The organism is Actinoplanes subglobosus (genome assembly GCF_042650585.1).
Classification (GTDB): domain Bacteria; phylum Actinomycetota; class Actinomycetes; order Mycobacteriales; family Micromonosporaceae; genus Actinoplanes; species Actinoplanes subglobosus.
The window spans coordinates 21,417-46,844 of record NZ_JBHSBL010000024.1; the positions used below are offsets into that span (position 1 = coordinate 21,417).

22 protein-coding genes are annotated in these 25,428 nt (G+C 70.6%); 11 read left to right on the top strand and 11 right to left on the bottom strand.

The annotated features are described in order from the left end of the window. The 4 genes from ACFO0C_RS34190 to ACFO0C_RS34205 all read right to left on the bottom strand — a co-directional run. Positions 1–809 (bottom strand): poly(ethylene terephthalate) hydrolase family protein (locus ACFO0C_RS34190; RefSeq protein ID WP_449191468.1); only part of this gene is annotated, 809 nt, incomplete at its 3' end. A gap of 204 nt (positions 810–1,013) precedes the next feature. Then, positions 1,014–1,892 carry a hypothetical protein gene (locus tag ACFO0C_RS34195; RefSeq protein WP_378070900.1) on the bottom strand — a complete coding sequence of 293 codons (879 nt, stop codon included), beginning with the start codon at positions 1,890–1,892 and terminating at the stop codon, positions 1,014–1,016. Positions 1,893–2,066: 174 nt separating this feature from the next. Then, a complete protein-coding gene (gene ctaD, locus ACFO0C_RS34200; protein WP_378070901.1) occupies positions 2,067–3,836 on the bottom strand; it encodes an aa3-type cytochrome oxidase subunit I in 1,770 nt (589 codons plus the stop codon). 124 nt (positions 3,837–3,960) lie between these two features. After that, positions 3,961–6,219 carry a putative bifunctional diguanylate cyclase/phosphodiesterase gene (locus ACFO0C_RS34205; RefSeq protein WP_378070902.1) on the bottom strand — a complete coding sequence of 753 codons (2,259 nt, stop codon included), beginning with the start codon at positions 6,217–6,219 and terminating at the stop codon, positions 3,961–3,963. A 131-nt stretch (positions 6,220–6,350) separates the two neighbouring features. Here ACFO0C_RS34205 and ACFO0C_RS34210 point away from each other — a divergent pair, with 131 nt between their 5' ends. The 8 genes from ACFO0C_RS34210 to ACFO0C_RS34245 all read left to right on the top strand — a co-directional run bounded on the left by ACFO0C_RS34210 (position 6,351) and on the right by ACFO0C_RS34245 (position 16,311). Continuing rightward, positions 6,351–7,367, top strand: a complete 1,017-nt coding sequence (locus ACFO0C_RS34210) for a LacI family DNA-binding transcriptional regulator (protein WP_378070903.1) — start codon at positions 6,351–6,353, stop codon at positions 7,365–7,367. 113 nt (positions 7,368–7,480) lie between these two features. Further along, a complete protein-coding gene (locus ACFO0C_RS34215) occupies positions 7,481–9,625 on the top strand; it encodes a carbohydrate-binding protein (protein WP_378070904.1) in 2,145 nt (714 codons plus the stop codon). A 9-nt stretch (positions 9,626–9,634) separates the two neighbouring features. Then, entirely contained in the window at positions 9,635–11,659 is a 2,025-nt protein-coding gene (locus tag ACFO0C_RS34220) for an alpha-galactosidase (RefSeq protein ID WP_378070905.1), read from the top strand. Between the two features lie 8 nt (positions 11,660–11,667). Then, complete coding sequence (locus ACFO0C_RS34225; RefSeq protein ID WP_378070906.1) at positions 11,668–12,969, top strand: ABC transporter substrate-binding protein; 1,302 nt, start codon at positions 11,668–11,670, stop codon at positions 12,967–12,969. After that, the gene (locus ACFO0C_RS34230) at positions 12,966–13,814 is read left to right on the top strand and encodes a carbohydrate ABC transporter permease (RefSeq protein ID WP_378070907.1); all 849 of its coding nucleotides are present in this window, start codon (positions 12,966–12,968) and stop codon (positions 13,812–13,814) included. The genes ACFO0C_RS34225 and ACFO0C_RS34230 overlap by 4 nt, the downstream gene beginning before the upstream one ends. Next, the gene (locus ACFO0C_RS34235) at positions 13,811–14,623 is read left to right on the top strand and encodes a carbohydrate ABC transporter permease (protein WP_378070908.1); all 813 of its coding nucleotides are present in this window, start codon (positions 13,811–13,813) and stop codon (positions 14,621–14,623) included. The genes ACFO0C_RS34230 and ACFO0C_RS34235 overlap by 4 nt, the downstream gene beginning before the upstream one ends. 51 nt (positions 14,624–14,674) lie before the next feature. Next, positions 14,675–15,844, top strand: coding sequence for a hypothetical protein (locus ACFO0C_RS34240; RefSeq protein ID WP_378070909.1), 1,170 nt, complete (start codon positions 14,675–14,677; stop codon positions 15,842–15,844). Further along, positions 15,841–16,311: an NUDIX hydrolase gene (locus ACFO0C_RS34245; protein WP_378070910.1), complete on the top strand. Its 471-nt coding sequence runs from the start codon at positions 15,841–15,843 to the stop codon at positions 16,309–16,311. Before ACFO0C_RS34240 ends, ACFO0C_RS34245 begins: the two co-directional genes overlap by 4 nt. 8 nt (positions 16,312–16,319) lie before the next feature. Here the strand turns inward: ACFO0C_RS34245 and ACFO0C_RS34250 are convergent, their stop codons facing one another. Continuing rightward, complete coding sequence (locus ACFO0C_RS34250) at positions 16,320–17,201, bottom strand: LysR family transcriptional regulator (protein ID WP_378070911.1); 882 nt, start codon at positions 17,199–17,201, stop codon at positions 16,320–16,322. Positions 17,202–17,284: 83 nt separating this feature from the next. Between ACFO0C_RS34250 and ACFO0C_RS34255 the strand changes: the two genes are divergently transcribed. Continuing rightward, positions 17,285–18,583 (top strand): aspartate aminotransferase family protein, encoded by a 1,299-nt coding sequence (locus ACFO0C_RS34255; RefSeq protein WP_378070912.1) that lies wholly within the window; start codon positions 17,285–17,287, stop codon positions 18,581–18,583. A gap of 13 nt (positions 18,584–18,596) precedes the next feature. Here the strand turns inward: ACFO0C_RS34255 and ACFO0C_RS34260 are convergent, their stop codons facing one another. Both ACFO0C_RS34260 and ACFO0C_RS34265 read right to left on the bottom strand, forming a co-directional pair. After that, positions 18,597–18,830, bottom strand: coding sequence for a hypothetical protein (locus tag ACFO0C_RS34260; protein ID WP_378070913.1), 234 nt, complete (start codon positions 18,828–18,830; stop codon positions 18,597–18,599). A 68-nt stretch (positions 18,831–18,898) separates the two neighbouring features. Beyond that, a complete protein-coding gene (locus ACFO0C_RS34265; RefSeq protein ID WP_378070914.1) occupies positions 18,899–20,371 on the bottom strand; it encodes an MFS transporter in 1,473 nt (490 codons plus the stop codon). 149 nt (positions 20,372–20,520) lie between these two features. Here ACFO0C_RS34265 and ACFO0C_RS34270 point away from each other — a divergent pair, with 149 nt between their 5' ends. Then, positions 20,521–21,414: a nitroreductase family protein gene (locus ACFO0C_RS34270; RefSeq protein WP_378070915.1), complete on the top strand. Its 894-nt coding sequence runs from the start codon at positions 20,521–20,523 to the stop codon at positions 21,412–21,414. 156 nt (positions 21,415–21,570) lie between these two features. Here ACFO0C_RS34270 and ACFO0C_RS34275 read toward each other — a convergent pair whose 3' ends face one another. Both ACFO0C_RS34275 and ACFO0C_RS34280 read right to left on the bottom strand, forming a co-directional pair. Further along, on the bottom strand, positions 21,571–22,341 hold the full coding sequence (locus tag ACFO0C_RS34275) for a hypothetical protein (RefSeq protein WP_378070916.1): 771 nt from the start codon (positions 22,339–22,341) through the stop codon (positions 21,571–21,573). A gap of 3 nt (positions 22,342–22,344) precedes the next feature. Further along, positions 22,345–22,518, bottom strand: coding sequence for a hypothetical protein (locus ACFO0C_RS34280; RefSeq protein WP_378070917.1), 174 nt, complete (start codon positions 22,516–22,518; stop codon positions 22,345–22,347). A gap of 127 nt (positions 22,519–22,645) precedes the next feature. Between ACFO0C_RS34280 and ACFO0C_RS34285 the strand changes: the two genes are divergently transcribed. Continuing rightward, positions 22,646–23,683, top strand: coding sequence for a hypothetical protein (locus ACFO0C_RS34285; RefSeq protein WP_378070918.1), 1,038 nt, complete (start codon positions 22,646–22,648; stop codon positions 23,681–23,683). Positions 23,684–23,800: 117 nt separating this feature from the next. On the opposite strand, the gene ACFO0C_RS34290 is transcribed toward ACFO0C_RS34285, so the two are convergent. Together ACFO0C_RS34290 and ACFO0C_RS34295 are read right to left on the bottom strand one after the other, a co-directional pair. Beyond that, entirely contained in the window at positions 23,801–24,742 is a 942-nt protein-coding gene (locus tag ACFO0C_RS34290; protein ID WP_378070919.1) for a hypothetical protein, read from the bottom strand. Then, positions 24,739–25,410: a DUF2306 domain-containing protein gene (locus ACFO0C_RS34295; protein WP_378070920.1), complete on the bottom strand. Its 672-nt coding sequence runs from the start codon at positions 25,408–25,410 to the stop codon at positions 24,739–24,741. The genes ACFO0C_RS34290 and ACFO0C_RS34295 overlap by 4 nt, the downstream gene beginning before the upstream one ends. Positions 25,411–25,428: the final 18 nt, after the last annotated feature.

A 25,428-nucleotide genomic window follows, 5' to 3' on the forward strand; every position in this document is an offset into this window, starting at 1 on the left:
GCCGGCGGGACCACCGGGTCGCCGCCACTGTCGGTGGTGCCGTCCACATCGATCCCGGCGTCGATCCGCGGGTCCGTCATCAGCGCCGCCAGCGCCGCCGCGCCGCCCGCCGAGTGACCGGCCACGCCGATCCGGCTCGCGTCGATCAGCCGGCCGCCCCGCCACGCCGGGTGGCGTCCGGTCAGCTCGTCGAGGACGAACGACACGTCGGCCGCCCGGCTCCGGTAGAGCCTGCCGAAGAACGTCCGGTCGTTGTCGAGCGCGCACGCCGCGCAACCGGTGATCCGGCCGTCCGGGAAGGTGATCGCGTACGTCTCGTAGGTGTGGTTGATCCCGGCCACCACGTAACCGTGACTGGCCAGGTCCTCGGCCAGCCCGGTGAGCGTGGCGATCGGCTGGGTCCAGCCCGGCGACAGGACGATCAGCGGCAGGCTGCGCGCGCGGCCGGCCGGTTTCGCGTCCACGACGGCGTGCGTGCCGACGGTGCTGAAGATGTCCGGCGGCACACCCTCCAGGTGCTTCCCCTCGATCAGCAGGCGGGACTCCTCGGCCGACAGGTATTCGGTGCGGGTGCCCCGCCGGGTGTCGGTCGGATACCAGAGGGTGACCATCAGTTCCCGGGCGGTCTGCCCGGGCACCCACGGGTCGGGGCGGGAGGTGTCCTTGAGGTACAGCTCGGTGGCGCCGACCGGGTGCCGACCGGTCGGTGCCGACAGTTGCAGCGGCTCGGCCGCCTGCGCCGCGGTCCCGGTGACGACCGGCGTGAGCATGCCGGCGGCGAGGGCGCACACCGTCAGAAAGGCTTTCATGGACGTTCCCCTTCGATCGGAGTCGACCGATGCTAGGAACGGCGGGAGCCTCGAATCGTCTGCCCGTGGACGGACATCCGGCGGCGTCCGTCAGACCGCGGTGCTACATCCCACTGTGGACCCGTACCGTCGCCAGCCCTTCGAGCGCGGGCCGCGGGACGGTTCCGGATTTGATTTCAGGCATCTTTCCGCTCGCTGGCCCGCTCATTGCTGGAAGATCTGCAGAATCGGTTGCCGGACCGCGACCGTGGCCAGGTACTCACCGATGCCGTGGTGATTCCAGCTGTCATTGACGACGGCGAGATCAATGCACCGGCCGGCCGGCGTGAATTCGGGGCGGATGGTGTGGTCGAGTGCGACCAGATCACGGAAATCGGAGGCGTTGCGCCATTGTGCGACCGGCGCCGGAACGTGCAGCGGGCGCACCACGAGATCCTGCACCTCGGTGACGCCGAGCGGCGAGCCGACGGTGACGAACAGCGGCACGTTCAGCCCGGCGAAGGCCGGCTCGCGCAGCACGTCGTAGGCGATGATCGAGCCGAGGCTGTGCCCGAGCACGACGACCGGGCCGTCCAGGCCGGCCAGCGTGGCCCGCATGACCTGGCGCATGGCGTCGCCCCGGCCGCCGAAGAAGTAGGCGTACACATCCTTGAAGGTCCGTCTCACCAGCTCCCGGAAGGCCGCCTGGCGCAGCGGCCGGGGCAGTGGCAGCGCCTCGAACGGTGAGCTCACCGGTGGTGCGAGGTTCTCCCCGTCGACGATGGCGTCACCGGTGTAGACCATGTCGCGCAGCCAGGACTCCAGCTGCCCGTCCTTCTCGCCGGCCTCCAGCAGCACCTCGGCGGTGAAGTCGCCGGGCGGCGCCGACTCGGGCACGGACGACTCCAGCGGCGACACCGGCAGCTGCTGTGCCTGGTCCGCCTCGCCGGTGTGCAGCGGGCTCGGGTGCAGCACCGGCGCCCAGTAGGCCATCCGTGACCGGGTGCCCATGTCCCGTCCGAAGAGCGCCCGGTCCCACTCGCTCCGCAGCGCGTCCGACGCAATCTTGTTGCCGTTACCGTGTACATAGACGATCGTTGGCATACGTATCTCCTGCCCGATTTCCGAATATGATCTCGTGCGCGTTCTCCGCGCTCGGGGCGAGATGAGTATCCACGACCTGTGGCACGGTGGTGCCATCGCTTTTGGCTCGTTCTGCACGTTGTCGGTTTCCCGACAAGAGGAAAGGCCGGGCGATTCGCCCGGCCTCTCGTCGTTTCATTTCTTCTTCTTGCGATCCCGGTCGGACCCGATGTCCTCGGCGTAGGTGGCGCCGCCGTCGGACTCCTTGGTCAACGGCCGTGCGCCGCCCTCCGGCGGGCCCGCCAGCGACTGCTCGCCGGCCGCCAGATGCGGGAACTTCTGGTCGAAGGCCGGGCGCTCGGACCGGATCCGCGGCATGTGGTCGAAGTTGCGCAGCGGCGGCGGGCTGGTGGTCGCCCATTCGAGTGAGTTGCCGTGCCCCCACGGGTCGTCGACGGTGACGACCTTGCCCATCTTGTACGACTTCCACACGTTGTAGACGAACGGCAGGGTGGCGATGCCGAGGATGAACGAGCCGATCGTGGAGAACGTGTTGAGGAAGGTGAAACCGTCGCTCTCCAGATAGTCGGCGTACCGGCGGGGCATGCCCTTGGTGCCGAGCCAGTGCTGCACCAGGAACGTGCCGTGGAAGCCGATCATGGTGAGCCAGAAGTGGATCTTCGCGAGACGTTCGTCGAGCATCCGCCCGTACATCTTGGGGAACCAGAAGTAGACGCCGGCGAAGACGGCGAACACGATCGTGCCGAAGAGCACGTAGTGGAAGTGGGCGATCACGAAGTACGAGTCGGAGACGTGGAAGTCGATCGGCGGGGCGGCCAGCAGCACGCCGGACAGGCCACCGAACAGGAACGTGACCATGAAGCCGACGGCCCACAGCATCGGCGACTCGAAGCTGATCTGGCCACGCCACATGGTGCCGATCCAGACGAAGAACTTCATGCCGGTGGGTACGGCGATCAGGAAGCTGAGGAAGCTGAAGAACGGCAGCAGCACCTGACCGGTGGCGAACATGTGGTGTGCCCACACGCTCATCGACAGCGCGCCGATCAGCAGGGTCGCGGCGACCAGTCCCTTGTAGCCGAAGACCGGCTTGCGGCTGAACACCGGGACGACCTCGGTGATGATGCCGAAGAACGGGAGCGCGATGACGTAGACCTCGGGGTGTCCGAAGAACCAGAAGAGGTGCTGCCACAGCATCGGGCCGCCGGTCTCGACGTCGAAGACCTGCGCGCCGAGCACCCGGTCGGCGGCGAGCGCGAACAGAGCGGCCGCCAGGAACGGGAAGATCAGGATCACCAGGAGGCTGGTGACCAGCATGTTCCAGGTGAGGATCGGCATCCGGAACATGGTCATACCGGGTGCCCGCAGGCACAGGATCGTGGTGATCAGGTTGACCGCGCCGAGGATCGACCCGAGACCACCGATGGCCAGGCCGACCACCCAGCAGTTCCCGCCGATGCCCGGTGAGTGCAGGCTGTCGCTGAGCGGCGTGTAGGCGAACCAGCCGAAGTCCGCCGCCCCGCCCGGCATGATGAAGCCGCTCATCGCCGTCAGCGTGCCGAACAGGTACAGCCAGTAGGCGAATGCGTTGAGCCGCGGGAACGCCACGTCGGGCGCGCCGATCTGGATCGGGATCACGAAGTTGGCGAACGCGAACACGATCGGTGTCGCGAAGAACAGCAGCATCGCCGTGCCGTGCATGGTGAAGAGCTGGTTGAACTGCTCCGGCGACAGGATCTGCATGCCCGGTTTGGCCAGCTCGGCCCGCATCAGCAGGGCCATCAGCCCGCCGACCATGTAGAACACGATCGACGTGATCATGTACATGATCCCGATCTGTTTCGCGTCCGTGGTGCGCAGGATACGGGCCAGCGCCGACCCCTTCACCTGTCGGCGAACCGGATGAGGCCGGACGGGCACCGGCCTCGGCGCGACGGTTGTCATGCAAGAGCTCCTCGGCTGCGGATGCGGATACTTCTGGCCTATACCCGTTATAGGCGCCTACCGCAGCAATCCGCTCTGAATCGGCGTAAGAGCCGCATTCAGTGCATGACTTCGTGTATAGGGGTCAGGCCGCGATGCCGATCCCCGGATCGAGGAGCTCGTCGATGGCCGCGGCGCTCATCGGCCGGGCGAACAGGAAGCCCTGCGCCCGCCGGTAACCCAGCTCGAACAGCCGCCGGGCCTGCTCCGGGGTCTCCACCCCCTCGGCCACCGTGCCCAGATCCATCTTCTCGGCGATGTCGGCGATCGCGCCCGCGATGGCCTCCTGATGCGGTGTCCCGTTGAGGCCGTCGACGAACGACTTGTCGACCTTGATCACGTCGACCGGGCAGGTCCGCAACAGACCGAGCGACGAATGGCCGGTGCCGAAGTCGTCCAGGGCGATGTGCACGCCCAACTCGGAAAGCGCTTGCACCGACGCCAGCGCTCGCCCGCCGCCGAACACGGCGGTCTCGGTGATCTCGACGGTGAGCTGCTCGGCCGGCAGACCGTGCCGGGCCAGCGCCGCCGCGACCATCTCGGGCAGGCCCGGGTCGAGCAGCTGCCGGGCCGACACGTTGACGCCGATCGAGTCGAGGACGTCCGCGCCGTGCCGCCGGCGCCACTGCGCCGCCTGCGCGCACACCGTGTCGACGATCCACTCGCCGAGCTCGACGATCAGGCCGGTCTCCTCGGCCACCGGCACGAACTCGGCCGGCGAGATGGTCCGGCCGTCCGCCCGGGTCCACCGGATCAACGACTCGACCCCGGTGATCAGGCCGTGCGGGAGCGCCACCACCGGCTGGTAGACCATGTGGAACTCGCCGGCGGTCAGCGCCCGGCGCAGGTCGGCGGCGACCGTCGCCCGCTGGTTGAGGTGCCGCTGCAGCGAGACGTCCCAGCGGACCACCCGGGCGTCGGTGTGCGTACCGGCTTCGCGCAGCGCGATCTCGGCCCGCCGGTACATGTCGATGCCGTCGGCGATCCCGATCGACACCTCGACCACCACCTCGTGACCGGCGGCCGACAGCGGCTCGTCGCCGGCCGCGGCCAGCCGGTCGACGGTCGCCGCGGTCTCCTCGGCGGTGCCGGGCAGCAGCAGGCCGAACTCGTCCCCGCCGAGGCGCGCGACCACGGCGTCCCCGCCGGCGATCCGGGTGAGGCGGGCGGCGTACTCGGTGAGCAGGGCGTCCCCGGCGACCGGACCGAGGCTGTCGTTGATCGACCGGAAGTCCTTGAGGTCGATGAGGACCACGGTGTGCGGGCTCTCGGCACCGGCCGCCGCGGTGACGAACGGCCGGCGGCTGTACAGGCCGGTCAGCTCGTCGTGCATCGCCTGACGGGCGACCGTCTCCAGCAGCGTGGCGTTCTCGCCCAGCGCGAACGCCTGCCGGGTCACCACGAGCAGCAGGAGCAGGGTCGTGCCGGCCACCTGGATCGTGGTGAGGTGCCCGGTACGCAGGTAGACCGTCCCCACGAGCAGGCTGGTCAGCCCGGTCGCGACCAGGGGGATCGCCGCACCCCGGCGGTAGACGACCGGGTGCGCGACCCGGGACGACGGAGCTCCGCGACCGGTGTAGGCCCGCTGCTGGGCGTGCCCGGCCAGCACGCCGAACAACCCGACGAAGGCCAGCACCGCGGCGCTGCCGTTGAGGTGCGGCCAGGGGAGGAACGCGGTCATCAGGATCACCGACAGCGGCCCGGCGATCCCGATCGGGGCCAGCCACCACAGGGCGGTGCGGGCGGCCGGGCTCCGGCGCGCCGACATGATCTTGACGACGACGGTCACGCCGGCCACGCCGATCGCCACCATCGCCAGGTTCAGCCACCAGGTCGAGGCGCGGCCGCCGAACTTGCCGACGGCCCAGCCCAGGTATTCCGAGGCGGCCACACCCGCGGTCACGCCGACCACGGCCAGGTCCAGCACGGCGGTGGTGAGCTGGCGCCAGCTGCGCCCGCCGCCGGGCAGCCGCAGCAGCGCGATGATCGCGAGCAGGGTGCCGATCACGTAGCAGAGCAGGGCACGCGAGCCGAGCGGTGGCATCCCGTCGAACGGGACGAACGCGATGTCGGCGGTCTGGCTCACCGCGCCGATGAGGACGGCGCTCATGGCGACCGCCACCCGCTGCCAGAACAGCCTGAGCGGACCGGTGGCGCCCCGGGCGGTGGCGGCGAACGCGGTGACCGCCGTCGCCACGCCGCAGACCGCCGGGATCCACACCAGCAGGCGGTGGAAGCCGATGTGCGTACCGGCCACGATCATGACGACCTCGGCCACCGCCATCAGCGCGGCGAACGGCACGAACCAGGAGCGCCAGCGAGGCAGGGACGCTGTCCGGGTCACGTCCACCTCCCCATCTCCGCTCGGGTTCCGCCGCAGATCGTGAATCGGCACGGCCGATTTTGATCTGAGAATTCCGGTACGGCGTGGGCCCGGGACGTACGACACAGTCCGTCTCCGATATAGCTAACGACGTGGACAACATCGATCGGCCGGGCCGGCGGCGCGAGCCCGGGCCCCAGATCCGCGACGTGGCGGCCGCGGCCGGGGTCTCCTACCAGACCGTGTCGCGGGTGCTGAACAACTCGCCCCGGGTCCGGCCGGAGACCCGCCAGCTGGTGCTCGACGCCATGGAGCGGCTCCGGTACCGGCCCAACCGGGCCGCGCAGACCCTCGGGTCCGGGCGCGCCAACGCGGTCACCGTGGTCACCGCCAACACCACCCTGTACGGCTACGCCGGCGTCCTCCAGGGCGTCGAGGAGGCGGGCCGGCTGCTCGGCCTCGCCGTCGGTGTCCGGGTGGTCGAGTCGGAGTCGGCCGCCGACGTGCGCCAGGCGACCGACTACGTGAGCGACCCGAGCGCCGGCAGTGTGGTGGTGGTCGCCTTCGACCCGGCGGGCGCGGCCGTGGTGCGGGCGCTGCCCGGGGAGGTGCCGGTGGTGGCGGCGACCGAGGCCGGTGGGTTGCCCGGCGCGACCCGGCCGATGCTGTTCCTGGACGAGCGCCGGGCCGCGGCCGAGGCGACCCGGCACCTGCTGGACCTGGGCCATCGCACCGTGCACCACGTGGCGATCCCGTCCGAGGCGCGGGCCAGCGCGCGTCGCAGCGGCTGGCGGGACGCGCTGGCGGAGGCCGGCCGGGAGGTGCCGGAGGTGGTGGCGGCGGGCTGGGACGTGGCGTCGGCGCACCTGGCCGGCCGGGAGCTGGCGGCCGATCCGGCGGTGACCGCGATCCTGTGCGGCAACGACGACACGGCGCTCGCGGTGCGCCGGGCGCTCTACGAGGCGGGTCGGGACGTGCCGGGTGACGTGAGCATCATCGGTTTCGACGACGTGCCGGGCGCGGCCTTCTGGACACCGGCGCTGACCACGGTGCGGATGGATTTCCAGGGGCTGGGCCGGGCGTGTGTGGCGCAACTGGCCGGTGCGCCGATCGTGACGCCGCAGGTGCCGCATCTGGTCGTACGGGAGTCCACCGCCACACCAAGGTAACGAAACTGTAACACGCTCTTCCGGTCGCACCGTGTGACCGGTCACACTAGCCACGTCCTCCACGCGTGTGACCGGTCACATGGATAGCTGTCAACCCCGGACAGAGGAGCCCCATGAGACGAAAGATCGCAGCGGCGGTCGTCGCCACCACGACCGCGAGCCTGCTCACCGCCCTGCCCGCGCAGGCCGTTCCCTCCCAGATCACCTTCGACCTCGCTACCAGTACCGGCCCGCTGCGCTACGGCGCGACCGGGTTCCTCTACGGCCTCGGTGACGAGGGCATCCCCAACGAGACCATGCTCGCCGCGCTCAAGCCCCAGGTCACCGCGCAGAAGGCGCCGGACGGGCTGCAGCACCCCAACGGCGACGCGCTGCGGATCGCGCCGATGTTCAAGCGCGCCGGCGGCCGGGAGATCCAGATCTACATGCAGGACGTCTACGCCCAGTGGCCGTACGAGAACCTCGGCATCAACGACTACCTGGCCAAGGTCGAGACCCAGGTCCGCAAGGTGATCGCCGACCCGTACCGCAGCTCGTACGTCTACGTGCCGTTCAACGAGCCGGACCAGATCTGGTACGGCGGCAACCTGAACGGGCTGCTCGCCGACTGGAAGACCGTCTACCAGCGGATCCGCTCGATCGACCCGTCGGCCCGGATCGCCGGCCCCGGCTTCGCCGCCTACCGGTCGGCTGATCTGCGGACCTTCCTCACCTACGCCCGCGACAACAACGTGCTGCCCGACGTGATGGCCTGGCACGAGCTCGGCGACGACTTCTACTCCAGCTGGCACCTGCACTACGCCGACTACCGGGCCATCGAGACCAGTCTCGGGATCAGCCCGCGGCCGATCACCATCAACGAGTACGCGCGGATCAACGGTGACCTCGGCGTGCCCGGCAACCTGGTGCAGTACGTGGCCAAGTTCGAGAACAGCAAGGTCGACGGCTGCCTCGCCTACTGGACCACCGCGGGCGGGCTCAACGACCTGGTCACCCGCAACAACCAGGCGACCGGCGGCTGGTGGCTCTACAAGTGGTACGGCGACATGACCGGCAACACGGTCGCGGTCACGCCGCCCGCGCCCGGCGGCTCGCTCCAGGGTCTCGGGGCCGTCGACGCGGCCAGGAAGCAGGCACGGATCATCCTCGGCGGCAACAACCCGGCGTCCGGGACCTACGACACCAACGTGGTCGTCCGGGGCGTGCCGAGTTACCTCGGGACGACGGTGCACGCGACGGTCTGGGGTGTCGACACCACCGGCACCAACCCGTCCAGCGGCCCCTACGTCGTCAAGGAGGGGGACTTCAGCGCGACGAACGGGCAGCTCACACTGCCTCTTACCGGATTGAGGGGCGCGTCGGCGTACCACATCATATTGACGCCCGACCAGGACCTGACCGCTGCGGTGACCAACCGCTATGAGGCCGAATATGCCGCCATCGGCGGCACCGCGCGGATCACCTACGGCAGCAACACCGGATATTCCGGGACCTACTTCACCGAGGGGTACGGCGCGAGCAGTACCGCCTCGACGAAATTCGTGGTGACCGCCCCGTCCGACGGCTACTACAACCTGAGCCTCCGCTACAGCGCCGGCCCCTACACCGGCGCGCCCACCGCCCGGTCCATCCGCCTGCGGGTCAACGGCTCTGACCTGACCGACGTGGCCCTGCCCGGCACCGCGAACTGGAACACCTGGAACACCGTCACCACCAAGGTGTACCTGCCCGCCGGAATCAGTCGCGTCGAGTACAACGCCTACGCCTCCGATGACCGTGACGCGGTGAACCTCGACTACCTGGACGTCGCCGCCACGAGCGGCACGGTCACCGGCTACGAGGCGGAGAGCAGCGCCAACACCCGCGGCGGAGCCGCCGTGGTGACCGCCGACAGCGCCGCCTCCGGTGGCAGCCACGTCGGCTGGATCGGTGCCGGCAGCGCCAACACGCTGCGCTTCAACGGGGTGACCGCCCCGGCGGCCGGCCGCTACCGCCTGGTCGTCACCTACGCCAACGCCGAGGTCGTCGGCGACCACGCCTACAACAACAACATCGTCGACCGGTACGCGGAGATCAGCGTCAACGGCGGGACGGCGAAGAAGCACTACTTCCGCAACACGCTGGCCTGGAACACCTACCGCACCACGGTCGTCGACGTGGACCTCGCCGCCGGGGCCAACACGATCACGTTCGGCAACGCCTCCTCCGGCTACGCCCCGAACATCGACCGGATCCAGATCGCCGCCGTACTCGGTTGAGGAGCACATGTGAGCCTGGTCTGGGGACCCATCGTCATCGACACTCCCGCCGACGGGCCGGTCACCGCACGTCTCGCGACCGCCGCCGGCGCCGCGAACCAGCCGATCGTCGAGGTGCTCACCGCCGGCAGCGGCCGCGGGCACGTCTCGGCACGGTTATCGCAGACCGTGATCGGCCGGCGGTTCCGTCTCGCCCACAGCTACTCCGGCACGGAGGAGCTACGGCTGCGGCTGCACGACGCGGAGAGCGGACTGACCGCGGAGGTCGTGCTCAGCTCGGGCCTCCAGGCCAGGACCACCATCATCAACGACGGGCCGGGGCCGGTGCTGCTGCTCGGCGTGACGACGTTCGCCCTCGGGCTCGGGCCGGTCGACGACCTCGACCTGGTCTCCGGCGACGGCGAATGGCTGGGCGAGGGCCGCTGGACCCGGCGGCCGTTGCGTGACGTGGTGCCCGACCTCAACCTGCGGATCCACGGGCAGGACGGCCGCGGACGGCACGCGGTGACCAGCACCGGAACCTGGTCGACCGGCGCACACCAGCCGACCGGGGTGCTCGCCGACCGGGCCACCGGGCTCGCCGTGGCCTGGCAGGTCGAGCACAACGGGCCGTGGCGGTGGGAGACCGGTGAGCAGCTCGGCGGCACCTACCTGGCGTTGACCGGTCCCAACGACATCGACCACCAGTGGCAGCAGCCGCTGCGGCCGGGGGAGTCGTTCACCACGGTGCCCGCCTCGATCGCCGTCGGCGAGGGACTGCACGGGGCGGTCGCCGCCCTCACCGCCCAGCGGCGGTCCCTGCGGCGGCCCGGCCCGGCGCTACCGGTGATCTTCAATGACTACATGAACACGCTGATGGGCGACCCGACCACGGCCAAGCTGCTGCCGCTCATCGACGCGGCGGCGCTCGCCGGGGCCGAGATCTTCTGCATCGACGCCGGCTGGTACGACAACGACACCACCTGGTGGGACAGCGTGGGGGAGTGGCAGCCGTCGACCACCCGTTTCCCGGCCGGCCTGGAGGAGGTCGTCGAGCGGATCCGCCTCCGCGGCATGGTTCCCGGCCTGTGGCTGGAGCCCGAGGTGATCGGGGTGCGCAGCCCGATGGCCGACAAACTGCCGGTCGAGGCGTTCCTGCAGCGTGGCGGCGTCCGGCTGGTCGAACACGGCCGCTATCACCTCGACCTGCGGCATCCGGCGGCCGTCGCACACCTCGACGAGGTCGTCGACCGGCTCGTCGAACAGTTCGGGGCCGGGTACTTCAAACTCGACTACAACATCGACCCGGGGGCGGGGACCGACCTCGACGCCCCCGGGCCCGGTGCGGGGCTGCTCGACCACAACCGGGCACACCTCGCCTGGCTCGACGGGGTGCTCGACCGGCACCCCGGGCTGATCCTGGAGAACTGCGCGTCCGGCGGGATGCGTGCCGACTACGGGCTGCTCAGCCGTATGCACCTGCAGTCCACAAGTGACCAGCAGGACTTCCGCCGTTACCCACCGATCGCCGTGTCCGCGCCGTTGTCGATCCTGCCCGAACAGGCGGCCAGCTGGGCCTATCCGCAGCCGGACATGACCGACGCGGAGATCGCCTTCACCATGTGCACCGGGCTGCTCGGGCGGCTCTACCTGTCCGGCCGGCTCGACGCGATGAGCCCTGAGCAGCACCGGCTCGTCCGGGACGGGGTGGACGCGTTCCGGGAGATCCGGGCCGACCTGGCCACGGCGGTTCCGGTGTGGCCGCTCGGGCTGCCCGGCTGGGACGACACCTGGCTGGCTCTCGCCCTGCACACCGGCGACACCACCTACCTGGGCCTCTGGCGGCGTCCCGGCGCCGTCGCCGATCTGACCGTGGACCTCGATCATCTCCGTGGGCGGCCGGCCGGCGTCGACATCCTCTACCCGGACCGGGCCGCGGTCTGGGCCTGCCACTGGATCCCCGAGACCGGCTCACTCACTGTCACCGCCGACCCGGACGAGCCGTATGCCGCCCGCATCGTGCGAATCCGCTCCATCGCTCCCTCCCTCACCTAAGGATCATGATGAAACGCTGGATAGCCCTCGGCGCGGCCCTCACCCTGGGGCTGGCCGCCTGCTCCGACCCGTCCGCCGCGCCCGAGACCGACGGCGGGGCCGTCACCTGGGCCGACCCCACCGCCGAGCTGGACGGGGTGAAGCTCACCATCTGGGCGGCGCAGAACAGCAACACCGTCCCCAAGGCCGTCGTCGACGCGTTCCAGAAGGCGACCGGGGCGACCGTCGAGGTCGTCACCGTGCCGGACCCCTACGAGCAGAGCGTGCAGACCAAGGTCGCCACCGGGGACAAGCCGGACCTGGCGTTCTGGCAGCCGACGGCGTCGATGCTGACCGCGATCAACGCACGGACCAACCTGCAGCCGCTGACCGGTGCGCCCTGGCTGCCCTCACTGGACCCGGCGCTGAAGGACATCACCGGACTGCTCGACGGCACCCGGTACGCGGCGCTGGTCACCAGCCCCGCGGTCGAGGGCGTCTACTACAACAAGGAGGTCTTCGCGGCACAGGGCGTCACCGCGACGCCGAAGACCTTCGACGAGATGATCACCCTGGCCAGGACGCTGAAGGGCAAGGGTGTCACGCCGTTCCACGAGATGGGCGCGGACCGCTGGGCCACCCAGTGGTGGGTGCAGGTGCAGCTCGCCGACGCCGCGAAGGCCGGCCTCTGGGACCGGATCAACTCCGGCCAGGCCGAGTTCACCGACCCGGACGTGGTCAAGACCATCGAGACCTACGACAAGCTGATCAAGGAGGGACTGTTCAACAGCGACATCAAGACCGCAAAATTCGAGGACCAGGGTACGGCCCTGCTCGACGGCAAGGCGGCCATGGTGGTGCAGGTGAACTCGTTCTTCGGACAGCTCCAGGCCAAGGCCGACACCGCCACTCTGGACAAGAGGATCGGTTTCTTCCCGATCTCGCCGTCCGGCAACGTCGGCACGTTCATCCCGGACCAGTCGAACGCCCTGGTCGCGTTCAAGACCGGCGACGCCAAGCGTGAGGCAGCGGCACGCCAGCTGCTCGCCTACTGGATGGGACCGGGCTACCAGGCCTTCGTGACCGACCGCAACACCGTCTCGCTGGAGCCCGCCGTGCCCAGCCCGGCCGGTGTGCCGAAGGCGCTGCTCGACGTGCACGCCTCCCTGCCCACGTCGGTCGGCTCGATGCAGGCCCTGGCGGTGGCCAACCCGGACCTTTACATCAACCTGGCCGACATGATCGCCGGGACGATGACCCCGGAACAGGTCGCCACCGCGACCCAGGACCAGTTCGTCCAGCTCGCGAAGGCTGCTGGTTACTTGAAGTGACGACCTTGTCAGCGGGTGCGCCGGGATCCATCACCCGGCGCACCCACCCTCTCTGGTTCCTCGTCCCGGCGTACCTGCTGCTGCTCGTCTTCTTCTTCCTGCCGACCGTCTTCAACTTCGTCTACGCGTTCACCGACTGGTCCGGGTTCAAGGCCGCGATCAACCCGGTCGGGTTCGACAACTTCGTGCAGCTCACCTCGGACGGCACCCTGTTCCGGTCGCTGCGGATCACGATCGTCTACGCGGTACTCGTCGCGCTCTTCCAGAACCTGTTCGGCTTCGGCCTGGCCGTCCTGCTCGAACGCGACACCACCGTCAACCGGATCGCCCGCACGTTCTTCCTGGTGCCGGTGCTGATGTCGGCGCTCGCTGTCGGCTACATCTTCCAGGCGCTGTTCAAGGGCACCGAACTGCTCGCCGACACCACCTGGACGATCGTCGTCGTCGCGCTGATCCACGCGTGGAAGTGGATGGGCCTGTCGATGCTGATCTACCTGGCCGGGCTCAAGACGATCCCGCTCGACGTGACCGAGGCCGCGCACATCGACGGCGCCTCGCGGTGGCGGACCTTCTGGTCGGTGCGTGTCCCGTTCCTGGCGCCGGCCGTCACGTTCAACGTGGCGACGGCACTGCTCGGCTCGATGAACGGCTTCGACATCGTGCAGGCCACCACGGGGGGCGGGCCGGCCCGGACCACCGAGATCCTCAACATCTTCATCTACCGGACCTTCGGGCAGGGGCTGTTCGCCCAGGCCACCACGATGAGCCTGGTGCTGTTCCTGCTGGTCGCGCTGATGGCGTTCCCGGTCATCCACGTGCTCCGCCGACGGGAGGAGATCCTGTGACCCGCCGCCTGCAACCGGTGGCCGCGCTGCTGCTGGTCGCCGTGGTGATCGGGGTACCACTGTGGCTGGTCGTCGCGACCGCCGGCAAGTCACAGGGCGAGGCCGTCGACCCCGACCTCACCCCGCCGTCGTCGTGGCACCTGTGGGAGAACCTGCGACAGGTGTGGGTGGACGCCGACATCCCGGCCGCGTTCCTCGGCAGCATGATCATCGTCGTCCCGACCGTGGCGATCGTGCTGATCATCGGCTCGATGGCGGCGTGGGTACTGGCCCGGCGGACGTCCCGGCTGACGGCGACCCTCTACGCGCTCGGCATCAGCGGGATCATCCTGCCGCCGGCTGTCGTCACGGTCGTCCTGCTGCTGCGCCGGCTCGGCCTGGCCGGCACGGTCACCGGCATGATCGGGGTGTACGTCGGGATCTACCTGTCGACCGTCATCTTCTTCGTGACCGGCTTCGTCCGTACCATCCCGGAATCCCTGGAGGAGGCCGCGCAGATCGACGGCGCCGGACCGGTCGCGGTCTTCCGGCGCGTCGTGCTGCCGCTGCTGCGCCCGGTGCTGGCCACCGCGACCATCCTGATCTGCCTGTACGTCTGGAACGACGTGTTCTACGCGTTCTTCGTGATCGGCGGGCGCGTCGACACCCTGCCGCTCAACCTTTTCCAGGTGGCGAGCGCCGGTCTCTACCTGAACAACTGGCATCTGATCTTCGCCTACGTGATCCTGATGAGCCTGCCGCTCGTCGTCACGTTCGCCCTGGCCCAGCGGAAGATCATCGCCGGCATCACGAGCGGGGCGGTGAAGTGACGCCGGTAGGGTGTGGCCGTGGGGGTGGGGCGGAAGGTTACAGCCGCGGTGGTGACGATCCTCGCGGTTGTCGGCGCGGTCCGGCTCGTCGGTCCGGCGACGTCTCAGGATCAAGAACCTTCGGGGGTACGGCTACAACTCGCGTTCCTACGGGAGAGGCTGGAGGGTGGCGCCGACACGGAGGCGCAGGCGCTCTTTCCCGAGGGCTACTTCTTCCTCAACGTCCTCTACGGCCTGACCTGGACGGAGCTGGGCAGACGTGGCGTGGAACCGGCCCGTGCCGCCGAAGAGGCCGCCTGGGCGCTGGCGCGGGTGGAGTCCCCGGCCGGGCGGGCGCCGTTCGACGCGTCGGCGATCCCCGCCTACGGTGTCTTCTACGCGGGCTGGACCAACTGGCTGCGCGGCGGCCTGCTGACGCTCCGCGACGACCCCGCCGAGCGTGCCCGTCTCGACGCCGATTCGCAGGCGCTGGCCGCCGCCTTCGACGCGTCGCCGACGCCGTTCCTCACCGCCTATCCGGGACAGGCCTGGCCGTGTGACTCGACGGTGGCGATCGCGTCGTTGCGGCTGGCCGGGGCGACCCGGTTCGCGCCGACGGTGGACCGCTGGGTGTCACGGGCCCGCGGGCTGCTCGACCCGGCGACCGGGCTGCTCCCGCACCATGTCGACCCGACGACCGGGGCCCTGGTCGACGGTGCGCGCGGCACCTCGCAGGCGATCATCCAGCGGTTTCTGGTCGATGTGGATCCGGTGTTCGCCCGTGAGCAGTATCTGCTGTTCCGGGAGGGGTTCCTGGACCGCCCGCTGTGGCTCGGCCCGGCGATCCGTGAGTACCCGCACGGGGTGGACGGTGACGGTGATGTCGACTCGGGTCCGCTGATCCACGGCATCAGCCTGTCCACGACGGTCGTCGCCATCGGTGCGGCCCAGGCGCAGGGTGACCATTCGCTGGCCGCGGCCCTGGCGAACTTCGGTGAGTTCGCGGGTGTCCCGATTACCACGTTCAGCACCAAGCGGTATGCGTTCGGGCTGGTCCCGATCGGTGACGCGTTCCTGGCCTGGTCGAAGACGGCCCGCCCGTGGACCACCGCGCTACCGGCCCCGCCTGATGCTGTGATCAGCGGCGGGTGGCGCGTACCCCTGCTGCTGATCTTGCTCTTGATCGGTCTGTCGCCGTGGATTCCGGGGATCCGCCGCCGGTGGAAGGCCTCGGAACGGTGAGCTTCCGGCTGGCCGCCTACGCGGTGTGCGTCGTCGACGATCGGGTGCTGCTGGCCCGGTGGGTTTCGCGGCACGGCGCCACCCACTGGACGCTGCCGGGCGGTGGCGTCGATCTGTACGAGGACCCGTTCGACGCGGTGATCCGTGAGGTGGCGGAGGAGACCGGCTACCAGGCCGTGGTAGAGCGCCTGCTCGGTGTCGACTCCCGGGTGATCCCGGCCGCCGAGCGCCTCGAACGCACCGCCGACCACCAGAACGTCGGTGTCTTCTACCAGGTCCGGATCACCGGGGGCACGTTGCGGCCGGAGCCGAACGGTGACACCGCCGAGCCCTGCTGGACCCCGTTGTCCGAGGTCCGGCACCGCCCGCGGTCGTCCCTGGTGGACATCGGCATCACGCTGGCGCTGACGCTTCCGCCGACCGGTCACGTTCCGCCGATTCCGGTCGGTGGCCTTCTACGGCACTGAGCCGGCCGCTAGGAACGCAGCGCGGTCAGGACCGCGGTGATCTCCGGCCGCGGGGTCGGCGGGCGCCGGGTGGCGGCGATGATGCGCCTGGTCACCGGCGGGTTCAACGGCCGGGTCGTCACCCGGTAGCGTGGGTCGACGGCCAGGCTCGGCAGGAGCGTGATCGAGCGGCCCTTCTCCACGTGGCCCAGCGCCAGCATGTAGTTGTTGAAGCGGCAGACCACCATCGGTTCGAAACCGGCCTCCCGGCACAGGCGGGTGGCCAGCTCGGACATGTAGGCGCCGGCCGCCTCGAAGGTCCACCGCTGATCGGCGCACGCCTGCACGGGCACCGACTCGTGCGCGGCCAGCGGATGCTCCGGCGGCAGGACCAGCACGATCTCGTCGGTGGCGATCGGCACCAGGTCGATCGACGGGTCGAGTTCGGCGCCCGCGAAGTCGGTGGTGGTGATGATGACGTCCACGTCGCCGCGGCGCAGGGCCGGCATGCTGTCGTGCGGCTCCAACTCGTGCAGCACGACGGTCACGTCCGGGTGCAGGGCGGCCAGCCGGGTCACCGCCGGTTCGGCCAGGGTGTGCACGGCGCTCTGGAACGCCGCCAGCGTGACCGTGCCGGCCGGCTCGTCGGCCAGGCCCCGCAATTCGGCCTCGGCCGCGTCCATCAGCGCCAGGATCTCCCGGGCGCGGCCGGCCAGCAGCACCCCGGCGGCCGTCAGCCGGACCCGGCGGCCGGTACGTTCCAGCAGCGTGGTGCGGGTCTCCCGCTCCAGGGTGGCGAGCTGCTGGGACACCGCCGACGGGCTGAGGCTGCCGCGCTGCGCGACCGCCCGGACCGTGCCGTAGGTGGCGAGGTCGGCCAGCAGCCGCAGCCGCCACGGATTGAGGGTCACGACCCGGACTGTACGGCTCCGCTTAACAGCAGCGGCAGAAATGTGAGATGGACGTGACGCTCGGTGGTTCCTAGCGTCGGGGTATGTCTGCATCCTTCTGGTCCGACGCCGAGCGTCACCTGGTCCGCTACATCGGGGCGAGCAGCTTCGTACCGGAGATCATCGAGCGGGCCGAGGGGAGTTTCGTCTGGACGGCCGACGGGCGCAAGCTGCTCGACTTCACGTCCGGGCAGATGAGCGCGATCCTCGGGCACTCGCACCCGGCCGTCGTCGCGACGATCCAGCGGCAGGCCGCCACCCTCGACCACCTGTTCAGCGGCATGCTCAGCCGCCCGGTCGTCGACCTGGCCCGGCGCCTGGCCGAGTCGCTGCCCGAGCCGCTGAGCAAGGTGCTGCTGCTGACCACCGGCGCCGAGTCCAACGAGGCGGCGATCCGGATGGCCAAACTCGTCACCGGCAACCACGAGATCATCTCGTTCGCCCGGTCGTGGCACGGCATGACGCAGGCGGCGGCGAGCGCCACCTACAGCTCCGGGCGCAAGGGGTACGGCCCGGCCGCCCCCGGCAACTTCGCGATCCCGACGCCCAACGCATACCGGCCGGACTTCACCACCGCCGGCGGGGAACTCGACTGGCGCCGGCAGCTGGACTTCTCGTTCGAGATCTTCGACGCGCAGTCGGTGGGCAGTCTCGCGGCCTGCATCGTCGAGCCGATCCTCAGCTCCGGCGGGGTGATCGACCTGCCACCCGGCTATCTCGCGGAGCTGCGCGACCGGGTCCACGCGCGGGGTGGGCTGCTGATCCTCGACGAGGCACAGACCGGGCTGTGCCGGACCGGGGACTGGTACGCGTTCCAGCGCGACGGCGTGACTCCGGACATCCTCACCCTCTCCAAGACGCTCGGAGCCGGGCTGCCGCTGGCCGCCGTGGTGACCAGCCCGGAGATCGAGCAGGCCGCCCACGACCGGGGCTTCCTGTTCTTCACCACACACGTGTCGGACCCGCTGGTCGCCGCGGTCGGCAACACCGTGCTCGACGTGCTGACGGCCGAGAAGCTCGATGTGCGGGCGGCCGAGCTCGGGTCGTACCTCGGCAAGGGTCTGTGGGATCTGGCCACCCGGCACCGGGTGATCGGTGACGTGCGTGGCCGCGGCCTGCTCATCGGTCTCGAACTCGTCGAGGACGGCGGCCGCAAGGCCGACGAGATCGGTGCCGCCGTGACGCGGCGCTGCCTGGAGCTGGGGCTGCACATGAACGTGGTGCAGCTGCCGGGGATGGGTGGGGTGTTCCGGATCGCGCCGGCGCTCACCTCCACCACCGGCGAGCTCGACCTCGGCCTGGAGATCCTGGATCAGGCGATCGGCGAGGTCACCGCCTCATAGCCGATCGTCGGGCTCACAGCCGATCGTCGGGCAGGGCCAGGGGGTGCCGCTCGGCGTCACGGGCCGCGAGCCGGGCCTGTTCCGCCTGGTACTGCCGCTTGTCGATCTCACCGGTGAGCAACCGCTGGATGAGGGTGCCCTCCGGGGTCGACGGCTTGACCGGCTGCCCGGGCTCGTCCGGCTCGGGCCACAGCGCGGCACACGTGACCAGCAGGACCATCCCGACAACGATGAGCGCGACCAACACCCGAGACCACCTCCGTCGACGCACAGCTTCGTCGGAGGTGGCCTCGGTGTGCAGGGCCGAAAGTCCCGTCAGGCGTTGGTGCGGTGCAGGACGTGGATCTCCTCCGGCTCGTCCGGCACGTCGGTGACGCCGGCCGCGACCGCCTGCTCGTGCCGTTTGTGCGCGCCCGGCAGCAGCAGCGCGGCGACGATCGCGAGCACCGCGACACCGGTGCAGACCCAGAAGCCGTCGGTGAACGCGGCGTCGGTCGGCAGGCCCTGCGGCGTGGTGTTCGAGGTGATCACCGCGGCGACCACGGCGGTGCCGATGCTGCTGCCGATGGTCCGTGCGATCGAGTTGACGCTGGTCGCCTCCCCGGTCTGGGACGGTGGGACGCTCTCGATGATCGCGTTGGACATGGCGGCGAACGCGAAACCGATGCCGGCGCCGGTCAGCAGGCCGGACGCCAGGACCTGCCAGATCTCGCCGTGCCCGAGCGCGGGGATCGCGAACGCTGCCACCACCAGCACCGAGCCGAGGAACATCGGGACCTTCGGGCCGAACCGGCGGTTGAGCAGGCCGGCGATCGGGCCGAACACCACCATCATGACGACCGTCGGCAGCAGGAACAGACCCGCCTCGGAGACCGACTTCCCGAACCCGTAACCGGTCGCCTCGGGCAGCTGGAGCAGGGTCGGGACCAGCAGGAACGTGCCGAACATGGCGAAGCCGAGGATCAGCGCGACCAGGTCGGTGGCCCACACGCCGCGGATCCGCATCAGCTTCATGTCGATCAGCGGCTCCTTGACCCGCAGCTCGACCAGCACGAACAGGACCAGGCCGACGACACCGGCGGCGAGCAGGCCGATCGTCTCCGGGTCGGTCCAGCCCCACGACTGGCCCTTGCTGATCGCCAGCAGCAGGCCGACCAGCGACAGCGACAGGATCGTCGCGCCGAGCACGTCCAGCTTGCCGGGGGTGCGGACCGGCGACTCCTTCATCCCGAAGATCGCGCCGGCCAGGGCGATCGCGACCAGGACCAGCGGCAGCCAGAACAGCCAGTGCCAGGACAGGTGCTCGACGATCGGCCCGGCCGCCACGATGCCGATGCCGGCGCCGACGCCGAAGATCGCCGAGATCATGCCGACCGTGGTGGCGACCCGCTCGCGGGGCAGCTCGTCGCGGACCATGCCGATCGACAGCGGCATCATCGCGCCGCCGGCGCCCTGCAGGATCCGGCCCAGGATCAGCACGGTGAGGTTGGTGGCGAGCGCCGACACGACGGTGCCGACGGCCAGGATGGACAGCACCACGATCAGGATCTTGCGCTTGCCGACCATGTCGCCGAGGCGACCGAGGATCGGCGTGAGAACCGAGGCCGACAGCAGGTATGCGGTGACGATCCAGCTGACGTCGCTGGTCGACACGTTCAGCTCGTGGCCGATGGTGGACAGCGCGGGCGAGACCAGGGACTGCAGGCACGCGAACGCCAGACCGCCCAGGGCCAGGTAGAGCACCAGCAGGCCGCCGCCCTTGCCGGAGGTTTCGTTGGTTGGGGTCATGGCCGTCCTCGGCTCTAGTAGTAAACGATCGCTGACTTATTATCGGCCGGGCCGTCCCGAAGTAAACGGTTGCTTACATCACAATCGGGGCCGAGGTCCCTACCGGCCAGGACCCTCCGCCGACGACGCTGAACGCGAAGGGAGCAGCGATGATCAGATCCTTCGCACCGCCGTCGCACCGGGTGCTCGCCGACTGTGTCCGCGCCGCCACCGCCGCGCCGTCACTGCACAACAGCCAGCCGTGGATGTTCCGGATCACCGGCCCGGCCGTCGAGGTCCACACCGACCCGGCCCGGCGGCTCCCGGCGGCCGACCCCGACGGCCGCGAGCAGCACCTCAGCGTCGGGGCGGCGATCCTCAACCTGCGTCTCGCGGTGGCCCGGTCCGGCTACGAGGCGCACCTCGAACTCCTGCCGGCCACCGGTGACCCCACCCTCGTCGCCCGGGTCACCGCCGCCCGCCCGGTGGCGGCCGACGACCTCACCGTCTCCCTCGCCGCCGCCATCCCGTACCGGCACACCAACCGGGACCCGTTCGCCCGGGTGCCGGTGCCGGCCGTCGCCGTCGCCCGGCTGCGCGACGCCGCCGCCCGGGAGGACGCCGTCCTGGCCGTCGCCGACCAGGCCGCCGTCGCCGAACTGGCCCGCTCCGCCGACCGCTGGCTCCGGTCGCAGGACGACTACCTGCGTGAACTCGCCCGCTGGACCGGGCCGGACACGCGGCACGACGGCGTACCGGCGTGGGCGGCCGGATCGGCGTCGCTCTTCGGCCCGCAGACCACCATCGCCGTCCTCGCCACCCGCGGCGACAGCCGCCTCGACTGGCTGCGCGCGGGACAGGCGCTGCAACGGGTGCTGCTGACCGCCACCCTGCTCGGCCTGGCCACGACACCGATCAGTCAGCCGGTCGAGGTCCCGGCGGTCCGGCGGGCGCTGACCGGCCCGGCCGCCGATGTCCGCGCCCAGATGGTGCTACGTGTCGGTTACGGCCGGGTCGCCGGCCGAAGCCCGCGCCGCCCTCTCGACGAGGTGCTGCTCCCCTAGGTGACGGGTCGGACCCGGTCCTCGTCGTCGACCCGGTAGACGGCGGGCATCGTCAGGCCGGGTCGCGAAGAGCTCTGGTGTCCAGGCCGGAGGGGCCGCCGTCGCGCCGGAGTGACGTAGCCAGGCCGTCTCGCCGGGCTCGGACATGAGCGCAGATCATCGGAGACGCAGGCGCGCGCCGGTCAGCGTGAGATACCACTGCGAGTCCGTGAAGTCCGGCCCGGTCTCCTCGCCGATGTAGGCGTCCAGATGCCGGGGCCCGCCCAGCCCGGGCGTGAACTCGTCGGTGATCGTCCAGGCGGCGTCGCGCAGGGCCGCGCACACCTGGCGCGGGGCGGCCGAACCGTCCTCCTGGCTGCCGCAGGAGTCGATGGTGAACCGGGTGCCGCGGGGCAGCACGTCCGGGTCGGTGGCCGCTGACACGAACGGCACGAGGGAGCCGCCGTCGCTGGTGCGGGGCGCCGAGTCGAGCCAGAACCCGGTGTCGTACGACCAGTTGAGGTACCTGCCGGACGCGGTGCGCCCGGTGCCCTCGTCGCGGACCGCGTCGACGAAGTCGGCCGGATAGGTGCCCAGGTCGTCGTCGCCGTCCGAGCAGTCCAGCTTCGGACATCCGGTCACCGGCGTCGGGTCACCGTCGTGGAACTCCTCGACGGCCGTGTAGTAGACGGTGATCTCCCACCCGGCGCTGGTCCGGACGGTCGAGTTCTTCGGCGATGCGGTCGGTGAAGCAGGGGAGAGAGAGGGCGAGACGGACGCGGACGGCGATGGGGACAGCGAGGGGAACGGGGATGGAGCGAGGGAGGACGACGCGGACGGGGACGACGGGGACGGAGGCGATGGTCCGGCTGACGGTACGGGCGGCGCCGTGCCGCAGCCGGCCATGGCGAGAGCCAGCCCGGCGGCCCACACGTGCCGTGCGGCCATCGGTTAGACGGCCACCGGTAGCGCCGGCACGGCCGGGGCCTCCAGTTCGGGCACGTCGTCCAGCGCGCGGACCCACACGTGCTGGGGCGGCAGGATGACGGTGGCGCGGCGGTCCAGAACGCTGGCTTCCGGGAAGGCGATCATCTTGAACTTCGGCATGGTGCCTGGCATCGGCATGACCGCAGGGTCCCTTGAGCCTTTCTTGAGCTTTCAGCCGTTCGGAGGATCAGACCCGGGAATGTCATGATTCGTCCGGCCCGGCCGACCGATGGGCCCGGCCCACGGGGGCGAGCATCATCGTGCGGTGCAACGGGCGACATGGTTACCGGTCGTGTTCCTGACGGCCGCGGGCCTGCAGGTGGCGACGATCTACTACGACCACCCCGTCGTGCCGTACTCCGGGACGCTCGCGATGGTCGCGCTCCTCGCCCTGGCCTGCTCCGCACCGAAACGGGCGTCCGTCCGCCCGTGGTCGCGCCGGGCCGCTCTCACCGGTCTGACCCTGCTGACCGCGGTGGCGCTGCTTGCGGACGGACGTGAGGACGGTTACGGCTGGCCGATGGCGGTCGCCGACGACTCGGACACCGTCGCGCTCCTGACCGAGGTGCTCCTGTCGACCGCGGGTGCCGGTGCGCTGGCCCTGGCGGTGCTGGGCCGTGCGACGCGCCTGTTCCAGCGGCGGAACCTGCCCGGGGTGGTGGCCGGCCTCGCCGTGCTCGCGACGGCCGCCTACATCGCGAAGCATCCGGAGACCCCTTACGACGGCATGATCCCGGCCGACATCGGCCTCCGCCTGAACGTCCTGATGCCGGTGGCGGCCGTGGGCGCCGCGCTGTGCCTGGCCGCGAACGCCGCCTGGACATCGGCCGCCGCACTCCGCCCGGCCGCCGCCGGTCTGCTCGCCGCCGGGGTGCTGTCGTGGGCCGGCTTCACCGGCCTGAGCGAGAACGACGCGCTCCAGGCACAGTGGCCGCCAGGCCCGCAGATCCGGACCGAGCCGTACACCGGCCCGCTCTGGTCGGACGTCTCCGCCCTCACCGTGTCGCCAGGGCTGTCCCGAGCCGACGTCCTGTCGCTGATCGGAAACGCCCCGCCGCCTCCACCCGCCGAGGAGGACTGGTGGCAGGCCGCCCTCACCGACTGGGAGGCGGACATCAGGCACAACGAGAACCCGCTGCTGTCGTTCGAGGGCTACCACGACCCGAGGGACTCGGCGGCCGCGCTCGAGGCCACCGTCATCGCCGTCGGGCTGGCCTTCCTGGTCCTGGCGCTGTTCCCGCCCCGGCGACCGGGCCCCTACCTGCGGGGATCCGGCTGGACCACCTGGGGCTGGACCGCCTAGGGCTGGACCATCGGGAACGCGGCGCGGAACTCGTCGAGGACACCGAAGGCGGCGGCCGCCCGCATCCGGCCGGTCGGCGCGGACCCGCCCCACTTCCGGGCCAGCCGTTCGTCGTGCTCACGCCGGTTCTTCCGGGCGATGCGGGTCAGCTCCTCCGCCCCGGCCCGCAGCGTCGCCTCCCACGGGAACTCCGCCTCCGGCGCCCGGGGCCAGCAGGTGATCCCAGATCAGCCCTACAAGGACGGCCTGACGTCCCGGCACTCCGGCATGGCGCACGGTCAGCGTTCCGTCCGGATTCCGCAGCAGGTGTACGGCACTCGCGCGGCCGTCCGGGAGCGCCGTCAGCGGCTCCGGGAAGATCGGGCGGTCCGCGGGCGTCCACTCCCAGGTCAGCGTGCCCGCGCCGGCGGACGGCCGGAGCCGGATCGCCAGGTCACCCGCCGGGACCGTGGCCGGCAACCGCACCGGGCCGGGCACGGTGCGGACCACGGTGACCCGCACCCCGTCGTCCGGAACCCGCCGCCGTGCCTCGTCGAGCAGGCGCAGCACGGCCCACGCGGCCGCCCTGTCCGGCCGGGACGTCCACGCCGGCCCCCAACCGTCGGACCAGAGCGTCACCGGGGCGGTCTCCTCGGCGACCGGCCACACGTGGACCTCGTGCTGCTCAGCGGGATCGGTGGGCTCGCGGATGCTTTCGTGGATCCGGTTGCGCGCGGTCACCCGTACCCTGATCAGGGATTTTGCCGGCGCCGGGAGATCGGTGAGCGGACCGTCGGCCTCGCCCATCAACCCCTCGATCGTGATCCTGCCGTCCGGGCACCAGAGCGTCGTCTCGGACGCGGTGTCCCAGTCGTCGTCCGGCGGCGGCTCGGAAGCGTGGACGACCACCCGCGTGTCGACCTCCCCGGTGTGCACGCCGGTGAAACCGGTGCAGCCGTCCGGGCCGCCTACGTGCAGCAGCTCGTCACCGACCGTGTAGATGTCGAGCAGGTCGTCACCCTCCGACGTGCGGATCCGATACTGCGAGTAGCTGACGAACTGCGACACGAACCCCGTCATCCACTGAACTCTATGCGTCGCGCGCCCCGGGGTGGCCGGAGTGTCCGGCGGGTGGGGTGGCGGCGGATCAGCCATTCGGCTACGGCGGCGTTGATCAGCCAGGCGGCGGCCATCGTCGCGGTCCGGGTGGTGGGCGTCAGCGGGCCGGTCGTGACCAGCCACGCCGTCTGGGTGAGGAACTGGGTGCCGGCGCCCATCCCGATGGCGTAGCCACGGATCATCCAGGCGCGATGGGCGGTGAAGTCGCGGCGCAGAGCGGCGGTGAAGCCCAGCACCAGCGACGTCATCATCCACGCCACGACTCCGATCCGGATTCCGGCCAGGACGGGACTGTCGACGGCGGCGGCCGGCAGGAACACCGTGAGCCACAGGCCGCTGACCGCGGCGATCAGGCCGGCCGGCACCAGGATCCGTCCGGCGATGCGGTGCCATCGGCGGAAGCGGCGGCGTACGCCCGGCGCGAACTGGAACGCGCCGAGCACCCCGAACACCGTGACGCTGACGATGTGCGCGACGAGAGCGACCGGGGACTGGGTGACCCGCTCGCCGTCGGGGATCACCGCGGCGCCGCCGGCCATCTCGGACAGCCGCAGCGCCCCCGCGACCACCGGCACGAACGTGAGCGCCAGCAGGCCGGCCGGGACGAGCCAGTTCGATGAGGACTTCATGCCCCGATGGTGGCGGTG

Excerpts from the sequence above, each read along its gene's own strand:
- ACFO0C_RS34195 (WP_378070900.1), bottom strand. The coding sequence starts at position 1,892 with ATGCCAACGATCGTCTATGTACACGGTAACGGCAACAAGATTGCGTCG.
- ctaD (WP_378070901.1), bottom strand. The coding sequence starts at position 3,836 with ATGACAACCGTCGCGCCGAGGCCGGTGCCCGTCCGGCCTCATCCGGTT.
- ACFO0C_RS34215 (WP_378070904.1), top strand. The coding sequence starts at position 7,481 with ATGAGACGAAAGATCGCAGCGGCGGTCGTCGCCACCACGACCGCGAGC.
- ACFO0C_RS34225 (WP_378070906.1), top strand. The coding sequence starts at position 11,668 with ATGAAACGCTGGATAGCCCTCGGCGCGGCCCTCACCCTGGGGCTGGCC.
- ACFO0C_RS34255 (WP_378070912.1), top strand. The coding sequence starts at position 17,285 with ATGTCTGCATCCTTCTGGTCCGACGCCGAGCGTCACCTGGTCCGCTAC.
- ACFO0C_RS34265 (WP_378070914.1), bottom strand. The coding sequence starts at position 20,371 with ATGACCCCAACCAACGAAACCTCCGGCAAGGGCGGCGGCCTGCTGGTG.
- ACFO0C_RS34270 (WP_378070915.1), top strand. The coding sequence starts at position 20,521 with ATGATCAGATCCTTCGCACCGCCGTCGCACCGGGTGCTCGCCGACTGT.
- ACFO0C_RS34275 (WP_378070916.1), bottom strand. The coding sequence starts at position 22,341 with ATGGCCGCACGGCACGTGTGGGCCGCCGGGCTGGCTCTCGCCATGGCC.
- ACFO0C_RS34280 (WP_378070917.1), bottom strand. The coding sequence starts at position 22,518 with ATGCCGATGCCAGGCACCATGCCGAAGTTCAAGATGATCGCCTTCCCG.
- ACFO0C_RS34290 (WP_378070919.1), bottom strand. The coding sequence starts at position 24,742 with ATGACGGGGTTCGTGTCGCAGTTCGTCAGCTACTCGCAGTATCGGATC.
- ACFO0C_RS34295 (WP_378070920.1), bottom strand. The coding sequence starts at position 25,410 with ATGAAGTCCTCATCGAACTGGCTCGTCCCGGCCGGCCTGCTGGCGCTC.